Below are 11,352 nucleotides of genomic sequence, written 5' to 3'. Positions count from 1 at the left end.
CCCGCCTCGAAGCGCACCGGCGCGTGGGTGGCATTCGCGCGGAGCACGGTGCGCCCGACCCAGAGGACCGGCTGCGGCCCGTGATCGAGCGTCAGGAGACGGTCGCCGGGCGCGATGCGCTCGACGGGCACGCGCGCCTCCACGGTATCGACGAGAACACCCGGCGTCAGGCAGGGCGGGCCGAGATTGCCCACGAGAAGCGGACCCTGCGTGCTCACCGCGGTCGCCGAGACGAGCGTGCCGTTGTAGAGGGTCTGCCCGTCCGTGGGGGTGAACACCTCGCGCCCGTCGGCGAGATAGAAGGTTATCCCGGTATAGGTCAGGTTGCCGACGTTCGGCAGGAAGATGGTCACGGTGTCGCCGGGGTAGGAGGCGATGATGTCCACGCCGTCGATCGAGTCGTTGTTGAAACGGTCGATGTCCCCGTCGCCGTTGTTGTCGACCGCGTCGAAGCGCTGCGCGACGAGCATCGTCCCGGCGGGCGGCGGCGCGTAGGGATCGATGATGTAGAACTGGTCGTTATAGGTGGGCATGCCAGCGCCTCGGTCGATGGACAGAGACCGGCCTAGCCGACGAATGGGCCCGCTTTCTGGAGCAATTATGGTTAATGCAAGGAGCCGGAAGCGCCCGCCGCGGACCCGCCGGCACCCCTGCGGATGCCGGCGGAGGTCTCGTCACTCGGCCGGGATGGCCAGGCCGCCTTCCGCGATGGGATGCGCGAGCTTGTTCAGCATCTCCTTCGGACAGACCTGGATGAAGTTCTTCAGCTCCAGGTCCCAGTGCTGCAGGATCTCGGCGGCCTTGCGGCTTCCGGTCTCGCGGGCATGGGTCTCGATCAGGCCCTTCAGCTGGTGCTCCCAGTGCTCGACCGTCACGGGAACGGTCACGAGGGTCTCGAGGTTCATGTTGACCCGCGCCGCGCCGTCGGGGTCGTGCAGGTAGGCCATGCCGCCGGTCATGCCGGCGCCGAAGTTCGCACCGATCGACCCCAGGATCACCGCGACGCCGCCGGTCATGTACTCGCACCCGTTCGAGCCGCAGCCCTCGACCACGACCTTCGCGCCCGAGTTCCGCACGGCGAAGCGCTCGCCCGCGCGACCGGCGGCGAAGAGATGCCCGTCGGTCGCCCCGTAGAGGACGGTGTTGCCGATGATGACGTTCTCCCCGGCCTTCAGCGGGCTGACCTGCGGCGGCTTCACCACGATGATGCCGCCCGAAAGGCCCTTGCCGACGTAGTCGTTGGCGTCGCCCGAGACCTCGAGCTTCAGCCCCGGCGCCGCGAAGGCGCCGAGCGACTGGCCTGCGGACCCTTCCAGCTTCACCGTCAGGTGGTCGGGCTGGAGCTGGTTGCGCATCCCGAAGGCCTGCACGATGTGGCTCGAGGTGCGCGTGCCGATGGTCCGGAGCGTGTTCTGCACGGCGTAGGACAGCTGCATCTTCTCGCCGTCCTCGAGGAAGCGGTGCGCGTCCTTGACGATCTGCGCGTCGAGCGTGTCGGGCACCGCGTTCCGCGGCTTGTTGCGGTCATAACGGATGCGCTCGGCGCCATCGACGGTGATGAGCATCGGGTTGAGGTCGAGGTCGTCGAGATGCGCGGCGCCCCGGCTCACCTGCGTCAGCAGGTCCGCCCGCCCGATGATGTCGTCCATCGACCGCGCGCCGATGGAGGCGAGGATCTCGCGCACTTCCTGGGCGTAGAAGGTGATGAGGTTCACCACCTTGTCGGCCGTGCCCGTGAATTTCTCGCGCAGGCGCTCGTCCTGGGTGCAGACGCCGACGGGGCAGGTGTTGGACTGGCACTGCCGGACCATGATGCAGCCCATCGCGATCAGGGCGGCGGTGCCGATGCCGTATTCCTCGGCCCCCATCATCGCCGCCATGACGATGTCGCGGCCCGTGCGCAGCCCGCCGTCCGTGCGCAGCGTGACGCGCTCGCGCAGGTTGTTCATGGCGAGAACCTGGTGCGCCTCGGTCAGGCCCATCTCCCACGGCAGGCCCGCATACTTGATCGAGGTCGCGGGGCTGGCACCGGTGCCGCCGTTGTGGCCCGAGATCAGGATGACATCGGCCTTGGCCTTCGCGACGCCCGCCGCGATGGTGCCGACACCGGAGGAAGCCACCAGCTTGACCGTCACCTTGGCGCGCGGGTTGATCTGCTTGAGGTCGTAGATCAGCTGCGCGAGATCCTCGATCGAGTAGATGTCGTGGTGCGGCGGCGGCGAGATCAGCGAGACGCCCGGCGTCGAATGCCGGAGCCGCGCGATCAGCTTGGTGACCTTCATGCCCGGAAGCTGGCCGCCCTCGCCGGGTTTCGCTCCTTGAGCGACCTTGATCTCGAGCTCCTCGCAGTGGTTGAGGTATTCCGCCGTCACGCCGAAGCGGCCGGAGGCCACCTGCTTGATCTTGGCGCTCGGGTTGTCGCCGTTCGGCTCGGGCACGAAATGCGCCGGGTCCTCGCCGCCCTCGCCCGAGTCGGACTTCGCGCCGATCCGGTTCATGGCAACGTTCAGCGTCTTGTGCGCCTCGGGGCTGAGCGCGCCCAGCGACATGCCCGGCGTGACGAAGCGCTTGCGGATCGAGGTGATGCTCTCGACCTCCTCGATGGGCACGGGCTTGCCCAGCGCCTTGATGTCGAGAAGGTCCCGCAGGTGGATCGGCGGGTTCGCCTGCATCTTGGCGGAATACTGCTTCCACAACTCGAAGGAGGCCTTGTTGCAGGCCATCTGGAGCATGTGCATCGTCTGCGCTTCCCAGGCGTGCTTCTCGCCCGAGCGGCGCGCCTTGTAGAAGCCGCCGATGGGCAGCACGTCCTGGCCGCCGAGCCAGCCCTTGGCGTGGACCTCCTCGACCTTCTTCTGGAGGCCCGAGACGCCGATCCCCGAGATGCGGGAGATCATGCCGGGGAAATACTCCGCCACCATCGCGCGGGAGAGGCCGACCGCCTCGAAGTTCAGGCCGCCGCGGTAGGAGGAGATCACCGAGATCCCCATCTTCGACATGATCTTGAGAAGCCCTGCGTCGATGGCCGCGCGGTAACGCGCCATGGCCTCGGTCAGGCTGCCCTCGATCAGGCCGCGCGCGATCCGGTCGGCGATGCTGTCCTGCGCGAGGTAGGCGTTCACCGTCGTCGCGCCGCAGCCGACGAGCACCGCGAAGTAATGCGGGTCGATGCACTCGGCAGAACGGACGTTGAGCGAGCAGAAGGTCCGCAGGCCCTGCCGCGTCAGCCAGGAATGCACCGCGCTGGTGGCGAGGATCATCGGCATCGGCACGCGCCCGGCGCCCTGGCCCTGGTCGGTCAGGATGATGTGGCCCGCGCCGGAGCGCACGGCATCCTCCGCCTCGCGGCGGATGCGGTCGAGCGCCGAGCGGAGCGCGCCACTCTCGCCGCCCGCCGGGAAGGTGCAGTCGATGACCACATGCTCGGCGTTGAAGTGCCGGACCATCTCGTCGAACTGGGCGTTGCCGACGAAGGGGCTGTCGAGCACCAGGATCTCGGTCTGCGAGCTGTCCTCGTCGAGCACGTTCTTGAGGTTGCCGAACCGGGTCTTCAGGCTCATCACGCGGTATTCGCGCAGGCTGTCGATCGGCGGGTTCGTCACCTGGCTGAAGTTCTGCCGGAAGTAGTGGCTGAGCGGGCGGTACTGGCTGGAGAGGACGGCGGCGGGCGTGTCGTCGCCCATCGAGGCCACCATCTCCTTGCCGTCCTCGGCCATGGGCGCGAGGACCTGCTCGAGCTCCTCGATCGAGTAGCCGGCGGCGACCTGCCGCTTGCGCAGCTCCGATCCCTCGTAGAGCGGCTTCTCGGTCACGGCGTTCGTCTCGGCGGCGAGGTCGGTGATCTTGCCCACCCATTCGCCGAAGGGGCGGGAGGCGGCCAGCGCGTCCTTGATCTCGGTGTCGTGGAAGAGCTTGCCCTCGGCCATGTCGACGGCGATGAGCTGCCCGGGGCCGAGCGCGCCCTTCTCCACGACCGTCGCCTCGTCGACGGGCACCATCCCCGCCTCGGAGCCCGCGATCAGCATCCCCTCGCCGGTGACGACGTAGCGCATGGGGCGCAGGCCGTTGCGGTCGAGCCCGGCGCAGACCCAGCGCCCGTCCGTCATGGCGAGCGCGGCGGGACCGTCCCAGGGCTCCATCACCGAGTTGCAGTAGGCGTACATGTCTTGCCAGGCCTGCGGCAGTTCCGCGGCGGTGTTCGACCAGGCCTCGGGCACGAGCATCGTCTTGGCCATCGGCGCCGAGCGTCCGGCGCGCACCAGCACCTCGAACACGGCGTCGAGCGCGCCCGAATCCGACGCGCCCTGCGGCACGATCGGCTTTATGTCCTCGGCGAGGTCGCCGAAGTAGGTCGACGCCATCCGGATCTCGTGGCTTTTCATCCAGTTGACGTTGCCCTTCAGCGTGTTGATCTCGCCGTTGTGCGCGAGCATGCGGAAGGGCTGGGCAAGCCACCACTGCGGGAAGGTGTTGGTGGAATAGCGCTGGTGATAGATCGCGAAGGCGCTCTCGAAGCGCTCGTCCTTGAGGTCGGGATAGAACTCGGCCACGTCCTGGGCGAGCATCATGCCCTTGTAGATGATCGACCGGCAGGACAGCGACGAGAGATAGAGCTCGCGGATGCCCGCCGCCTGCGCCGCCTTCTCGATCCGGCGACGGATGACGTAGAGCTCGCGCTCGAACGTGTCCTCGTCGACGCCCTTGGAGTTCGAGATGATGATCTGCTCGATCTCGGGGCGCGTCGCATTGGCCTTCTCGCCCAGAACGGTCGTGTTCACCGGAACGTGGCGCCAGCCGTAGATGTAGTAGCCCATCCGCAGGACTTCCGACTCCACGATGGTCCGGCACGTCTCCTGCGCGCCGAAGTTGGTGCGGGGCAGGAAGACCTGGCCGACGGCCATGCGCTCGTCGACGCGCGGCTCGTGGCCGGTGCGGCGCACCTGGTCGTAGAAGAAGGTCGCCGGGATCTGGACGTGGATGCCCGCGCCGTCCCCGGTCTTGCCGTCGGCATCGACCGCGCCGCGGTGCCAGACGGCCTTCAGCGCGTTGATGCCGTTCTCCACGACCTTGCGGTTCGGCTTGCCGTCGATGGACACGACGAGGCCCACCCCGCAGGAGGAATGCTCCTCCGCTTCGGAATACATGCCGTTCTCGGCCAGCCACTTGCGCTTGGCTTCCTCGGCGGCGACCCAGGCGGCATCGTACTTGGTCATGGCATGTCTCCCTCGAGATGGGGTTTTTCGCTTCGTATTCCGCGCGGGTGGCCCGGCGGTGGTCTCCCGACAGCGCGGCGTAGGCGGGCGCGCGGTCGATGTAGATTTCCGAGATCAGCGGAAAGTCCCGCGCCGCCGGGAAGAGGCCCGGCAGAAGCTCGTAGGCGGCGTCCTCGCCGGTGTTGCGCATCCAGAGGTGGCTGCCGCAAACGGCGCAGAAGGCGCGCTCGGAAAAGGACGTCGAGGCATGGCGCGCGACGTCGCCCGCAACGGTGACGGCTTCGGCCTCCGCCTCGAAGGTGCCGTAGAGCGTCCCGTTCCAGCGCTGGCACATGCTGCAATGGCAGGCGCCCACGGCGGCGATGTAGGCGCCGTCGATCCGGATCGACACCGCCCCGCAGAGGCAGGCGCCGTCCAGCACACCCGTGCGGCGGTAGGCCTCGATCACCGCGCGACCCTCCAGACGGGGGGCGCGTCGACCGCGCTCATCATGTCGCCGCAATCGTAGATCGGCTGCATGGTGAGAAAGCCGCGCTCGCCGGGTTCGGCGAATTCCATGGGGCTGTAATTGCCCTCGAAGGTCTCTCCGTCGGGCAGCGTGACGGTCTCGAGCCCGCCGAAGAACAGGCGCCAGCCCTCGTGGACGAACTGGTTGCCCTCGGTCCTGCGGACGCCGTTTGCGGTGTCGTACTGGTAGGCGAACTCGGTCACGAGGAGTTCGCGGCCGTCCACCTCGACGCTCTCGCCCGTCAGGCTGTCGAAACCCGTGTAGTCGCGCCGGAAGACGCCGAGCTCGTTCTCCTCGCGGATCGAGAAGACCATCGAGTCGCTGCCCGTCGCCAACAGCTCGGTCAGGCTGGCGGGATCCTCCTCGGGCTCGATCAGCGTGTCGGTGCCGCCGCCGCGCAGGCTCCAGGACCGAAGCCAGCGGAACTCGGCATCCGTGAAGCTGACCGAGAATGCCCCGTCCTGGTCGAGCGACGCCCGCCAGTGCGTGCCCTCGGGATCGGCGGCGCAGGTCCAGTGATGCGACACGATGCACGAGCGCGACTGCACCGTGAGGAAGGCCTCGCAGCCTTCGGGCACCTGGAAGAGGCGCGAGGCCTCCTGCGCCGCGAGCGGCGTCGCGGGCAGGCCGACGGCCAGCGCGGCCAGAAGCGGTATGTTGCGGACGGCTCTCATTCCGCCGCGACGCCCGCGCCCTGCGCCGTGACCTGCGCCAGGATCGCCTCGGCCGCCTCGCGTCCGTCGCGGATCGCCCAGACCACGAGGCTCGCGCCGCGCACGATGTCGCCCACCGCGTAGACGTTCGGAAGGCTCGTCTGGTGCGTGCGGAAGTCGGCCTTGATCGTGCCCCAGCGCGTCACGGCCAGCTCCTCGCAGCCCCAGAGCGTCGGAAGCTCCTCCGGCTCGAAGCCCAGCGCCTTGATGACGAGGTCCGCGCCCTCGACGTAGTCGGCGCCCTCGATCAGCTCGGGCATCTGGCGGCCCGTCGCGTCAGGTGCGCCGAGGCGCATCTTCTGCACCATCACGCCCTCGACCGTGTCGCCGGCGAAGCCCTTGGGTGCCGAGAGCCAGACGAACTCCACGCCCTCCTCCTCGGCGTTGGCGACCTCGCGCTGCGAGCCCGGCATGTTGGCACGGTCGCGGCGGTAGAGACACTTCACGCTCGTGGCGCCCTGGCGGACGGCGGTGCGGACGCAGTCCATCGCCGTGTCGCCGCCACCGATGACGACGACGCGCTTGCCCTCGGCGTTCAGCTCGCCGCTCTCGAACTCCGGCACCGTGTCGCCGAATCCCACGCGGTTCGACGCGGTGAGGTAGTCGATGGCGCGCACGATCCCCGTGGCGCCGACGCCCGGCGCGTGCAGGTCGCGCGACTTGTAGACGCCGGTGGCGATCACCACGAAGTCGTGCTTGCCCCGGATCTCGTCGAAGGTGATGTCGCGGCCCACGTCGCAGTTGAGGACGAAGCTCACGCCGCCCTCCGCGAGCTGGGCGTTCCGGCGCATGACGACGTCCTTCTCGAGCTTGAAGCCCGGAATGCCGTAGACCATGAGCCCGCCCGACCGGTCGTAGCGGTCGTAGACGGTCACCTGGAGGCCGGCGCGGCGCAGCATGTCGGCCGCGGCGAGGCCGCCCGGCCCCGCGCCGATGATGCCCACCGATTCGGGCCGCTCGACCGCCGGGCGGATCGGCTTGACCCAGCCCTCCTCCCACGCCGTGTCGGTGATGTACTTCTCGACCGCGCCGATCGTGACGGTGCCGTGGCCCGACTGCTCGATCACGCAATTGCCTTCGCAGAGACGGTCCTGCGGGCAGATGCGGCCGCAGATCTCGGGGAAGGTGTTGGTCGCCTGGCTGATCTCGTAAGCCTCCTGCAGGCGGCCCTCCGCCGTCAGTTTCAGCCAGTCGGGAATGTTGTTGTGCAGCGGGCAATGGCTCTGGCAATAGGGCACACCGCACTGGCTGCACCGCCCGGCCTGCTCGGCCGCCTTCTCGCGCGCGTACTCGCCGTAGATCTCGCCGAAATCGTCGGTGCGCTCGATGGCCGCGCGCTTCTGCGGCATCTCCTTGGAGACGGTGACGAATTTCAACATGGGTTGCTTGGCCACGGATATTCTCCCATCCTGTCCGAGCGTCCTGAGCGGAAGCGCTCGCGTGCTATACAGATGTGTCACGGGGATAAAAAGACAGCAGTGCTGACCTAATAACGGATTTTCTCGGGCCGTGTCGACCGCAGAGGTTCCCGGCAATCGAAAATAGGTCTCGAAGCGTACCTAAATGAAAATTAAGCCAGTTCCATCAGTCCCTTGCTAGCAGCCGCAGGCGCCGCTCCCGATGTCGTTGTTCTATCTCCTCCTCGTTGCCCTCGTGCAGGGCATCACCGAATTCCTGCCGATCTCGTCGTCGGGGCACCTGATCCTGTTGCCTGGTTTCACGGGGCAGGAGGACCAGGGCCTCGTGATCGACGTCGCGGTGCATGTCGGAACGCTGGGCGCGGTGGTGCTCTACTTCTGGCGCGACGTGTCGCTCGGCCTGTCGGGCATTCCGCGCATGCTGACGGGCCGGATCGACACGCCCGGCTCGAAGCTCGCCTTCCTCCTCGCGGTGGCGACGGTGCCGGTGATCCTCGGCGGGCTTGTCCTCGTGATGCTGGACCTGACCGAGGCGCTGAGGAGCGTGACTCTGATCGGGTGGACGATGCTCCTGTTCGGAATCGTGCTCTACTGGGCCGACCAGACGGGGGCGGAGCGCAAGCGGAGCGAGGACTGGACGCTGCGCGACGCCATCGTCTTCGGGCTGATGCAGGCGCTCGCACTGATCCCGGGCACGTCGCGCTCGGGCATCACGATCACGGCGGGCCGGATGCTGGGCTACGACAGGGAAGCCTCGGCGCGGATCGCCATGCTCATGTCGATCCCGACCATCGTGGCGTCGGGCGTCATCCTCGGCGCCGAAGTCGTGGCCACCGCAGATGTCGAGGCGGCGCGCTATGGCGCCATCGCGGCCGCCATGGCCTTCGTCGCGGCCTTCGCGGCGCTGGTCTTCATGATGCGCCTGTTGCGGAGCGTCAGCTTCACGCCCTACGTGATCTACCGCGTCGTCTTCGGCGCGGTCCTGATCTGGCTCGGCTATTCTGGCGCGCTCACGACCGCTTGAGGCGGTCGGCGCTCTCCTTGATCGCGGCGTACTGGCCCGAGGGGCGGTAGGGCCAGAGGTAATCCTCGAGCACCAATTCCATCGCCACGGGCGCGATCCCGAGGTCTTCCAAGCCTCGGCGTCCTTCCCCCACGACGTTGTCGCGGCGCAGGTTGCGCACCTGGTCCCGCGTCAGGAGGCCGTTGCGGAAGAGGCCGAGCGTCACCGCCTGCAATCCGTCGAAGACCGTCCCCATGATTCCGGCGACCCAGAACGGCATGTTCACGATCAGGCGGCGGCGACGGATGATCCGCAGCATCATCTGCATGAGCTCGCGGAACGTCCTGACCTCGGGACCGCCGAGTTCGTAGACGCCCGGCTGCGCCTCGCCGAGCACGCCCTTCACGGCGGCCCGGGCGACGTCGTCGACGTAGACCGGCTGGAACCGCGTGTCCGCGCCGACCACCGGCAGGACCGGCCCGAAGCGCGTCATCCGGGCGAAACGGTTGAAGAACTCGTCCTCGGGCCCGAAGACGATCGAGGGCCTGAGGATCACGGCGCGCGGGAAATGCTCCAGCACCGCCGCCTCGCCGAGGCCCTTGGTCGCGGCGTACCGGCTGTCGCTGCCCTCGTCGGCGCCGATGGCCGAGACCTGCACCAGCGTCGCCACGCCTTCCTCGGCAGCCAGCCGGGCGATGCGCGCCGCACCTTCGTTCTGCACCGTGTCGAAGCGGTTCTTGCCGTGCTCGGCCAGGATGCCGACGCAGTTCACCACCGCGTCTGCCCCGTGCAGCGCCGCGCGAACCGAATCGTCGTCCCTCACATTGGCGAGGATCGGCTCGACCTGGCCCACGACACCATAGGGGCGGACGAAGATCGCCTCGTTCGGGCGCCGGACCGCCACGCGGACGCGCCAGCCTTCCTTGGCCATGCGACGCGCGATGTAGCGGCCGATGAAGCCCGATCCGCCGAAAATGGTGACGAGTTTCGCCATGCCAGGTTGCCTCCGGAGGTGCCTTGCGCGGGTGATAGGCGGAGGCGGTCGGCGTCACAAGGCGCAAATCGTCCCAAGTCCGGAACCGTCCGGATTGGTCGCTGGCGCTCGGCGGACAAGCCCACTATGTCTTGTAGCAATGGTTTCCGTGCCGAAGATCCTGCCCGGCCTGATCCTCGCGGTCGGGCTCGCGATGCCCGCCTCCGCGCAGGAGATCGACTTCGCCGCCCCGGGTGCGGAGGAGGCGCTGGCCGACCGTCTGCGGTCGAACTCCCTCCTTCTGCAGGAGCCGGAGGACGGCGCGCGCACCGCGCAGGACATCGTGGCGGCGGCGCGCGCGGACTACGCGCGGCTGGTGGCGACGCTCTACGAATTCGGGCATTTCGCTCCGGTGGTCAGCATCACGCTCGACGGGCGAGAGGCCTCGGGCCTGTCCCCCTTCGACGTGCCCGCGAGAATCGATCGCGTGCGGATCGAGGTTGAGCCCGGCGCGTCCTTCAGCTTCGGCACGGCCGAGATCGGCCCGCTCGCCAGCGGCACCGAACTGCCCGAGGCGTTCCGGCCCGGCGGCCCCGCATCGACCCCGGTTCTTCAGGCGACGACGCGCACCGCGATCGAGCGCTGGCGCGTCGCGGGCCACGCCGTGGCCGAGGTGGCGGGGCAGCGGATCGTCGCACGCCACCGCGATGCCGCGCTCGACGCCGCGATCCGCATCGAGCCCGGCCCCGTCGTCACCTTCGGCGACCTCGTTCCGCGCGGCCATACCCGGATGCGCCCCGAGCGCATCGTCGAGATCGCGGGCCTGCCCGAAGGCGTGACCTATTCGCCGGCCGTCATGGCGCGCGTGGCCGAGCGCCTGCGCGATACCGGCGTCTTCTCGGCCGTCGCGCTGGAGGAACAGCCGCTCGGCCCCGGCGACACCATGAACGTCGTGGCGACGGTCGCCGAATCGCCGCCGCGCCGCTTCGGCTTCGGGGCCGAGATCTCGTCGGCGGACGGCGCACAGGTGACGGCCTTCTGGCTGCACCGCAACCTCTTCGGCGGGGCCGAGCGCCTGCGCATCGACGGCGAGATCAGCGGCATCGGCCAGGAAGGCATCACCACCGACGAGGTCGAGGGCGTCGACGCGGAGCTGCGGCTGCGCTTCTCGCGCCCCGCGACCTTCACGCCGGACACGCTGGCCTATGCCGAACTTGCCGTCATCGGCCTCGACGAGCCGACCTTCCGCCTCGCGGGCATCGGCATCGAGGCGGGCGTCGAGCACTGGTTCTCGCCGCGGCTCGAGGGCGCGCTCGGCGTCGGCATCCGCGCCAACCGCTTCGAGGACGCGCTGGGCACGCGGAACACGACGCTCCTGTTCCTGCCTGGCGCGCTGACCTGGGACAACCGCGACGACCCGCTGAACCCCACCACCGGCGTCTACATGGTCGGCACCGCCATGCCCTTCGCCGCGCTCGAGGACGGAGCGGGCGCACGGCTGACGGCGGATGCGCGCGGCTATCT

Annotated in this window: 7 protein-coding genes and 1 pseudogene; 2 read left to right on the top strand and 6 right to left on the bottom strand. The window is 68.6% G+C overall.

All coding sequences use genetic code 11. The annotated features are described in order from the left end of the window. The 5 genes and pseudogenes from ACTS11_RS04660 to ACTS11_RS04640 all read right to left on the bottom strand — a co-directional run. Positions 1-533: Hint domain-containing protein (locus tag ACTS11_RS04660; RefSeq protein ID WP_442639178.1), on the bottom strand; the 533-nt coding region annotated here is incomplete at its 3' end. 141 nt (positions 534-674) lie between these two features. Next, on the bottom strand, positions 675-5,213 hold the full coding sequence (gene gltB / locus ACTS11_RS04655; RefSeq protein WP_442639177.1) for a glutamate synthase large subunit: 4,539 nt from the start codon (positions 5,211-5,213) through the stop codon (positions 675-677). 157 nt (positions 5,214-5,370) lie between these two features. Further along, positions 5,371-5,604, bottom strand: a pseudogene (locus ACTS11_RS04650) (GFA family protein); the annotation flags it as partial. Positions 5,605-5,657: 53 nt separating this feature from the next. After that, the gene (locus tag ACTS11_RS04645) at positions 5,658-6,395 is read right to left on the bottom strand and encodes a hypothetical protein (RefSeq protein WP_442639176.1); all 738 of its coding nucleotides are present in this window, start codon (positions 6,393-6,395) and stop codon (positions 5,658-5,660) included. After that, positions 6,392-7,828, bottom strand: coding sequence for an NAD(P)-dependent oxidoreductase (locus ACTS11_RS04640; protein WP_442639175.1), 1,437 nt, complete (start codon positions 7,826-7,828; stop codon positions 6,392-6,394). Before ACTS11_RS04640 ends, ACTS11_RS04645 begins: the two co-directional genes overlap by 4 nt. 226 nt (positions 7,829-8,054) lie before the next feature. Between ACTS11_RS04640 and ACTS11_RS04635 the strand changes: the two genes are divergently transcribed. Next, on the top strand, positions 8,055-8,876 hold the full coding sequence (locus ACTS11_RS04635) for an undecaprenyl-diphosphate phosphatase (RefSeq protein WP_442639174.1): 822 nt from the start codon (positions 8,055-8,057) through the stop codon (positions 8,874-8,876). Here ACTS11_RS04635 and ACTS11_RS04630 read toward each other — a convergent pair. Then, a complete protein-coding gene (locus ACTS11_RS04630) occupies positions 8,863-9,849 on the bottom strand; it encodes a complex I NDUFA9 subunit family protein (protein ID WP_442639173.1) in 987 nt (328 codons plus the stop codon). The two genes, ACTS11_RS04635 and ACTS11_RS04630, sit on opposite strands and share 14 nt — an antisense overlap. A gap of 148 nt (positions 9,850-9,997) precedes the next feature. Between ACTS11_RS04630 and ACTS11_RS04625 the strand changes: the two genes are divergently transcribed. Beyond that, positions 9,998-11,352, top strand: a 1,355-nt coding sequence (locus tag ACTS11_RS04625) for an autotransporter assembly complex protein TamA (protein ID WP_442639172.1), incomplete at its 3' end; no start/stop codon positions are given.

It is taken from the genome of Roseicyclus sp. (assembly GCF_052168335.1).
Taxonomy (GTDB): Bacteria; Pseudomonadota; Alphaproteobacteria; order Rhodobacterales; family Rhodobacteraceae; genus Roseibacterium.
This window is presented reverse-complemented; position numbering and strand designations above follow the sequence as displayed.

What these genes read in the sequence shown, in the direction of transcription:
- gltB (WP_442639177.1), bottom strand. Translation starts at nt 5,213, where the DNA reads ATGACCAAGTACGATGCCGCCTGGGTCGCCGCCGAGGAAGCCAAGCGC.
- ACTS11_RS04645 (WP_442639176.1), bottom strand. Translation starts at nt 6,395, where the DNA reads ATGAGAGCCGTCCGCAACATACCGCTTCTGGCCGCGCTGGCCGTCGGC.
- ACTS11_RS04635 (WP_442639174.1), top strand. Translation starts at nt 8,055, where the DNA reads ATGTCGTTGTTCTATCTCCTCCTCGTTGCCCTCGTGCAGGGCATCACC.
- ACTS11_RS04630 (WP_442639173.1), bottom strand. Translation starts at nt 9,849, where the DNA reads ATGGCGAAACTCGTCACCATTTTCGGCGGATCGGGCTTCATCGGCCGC.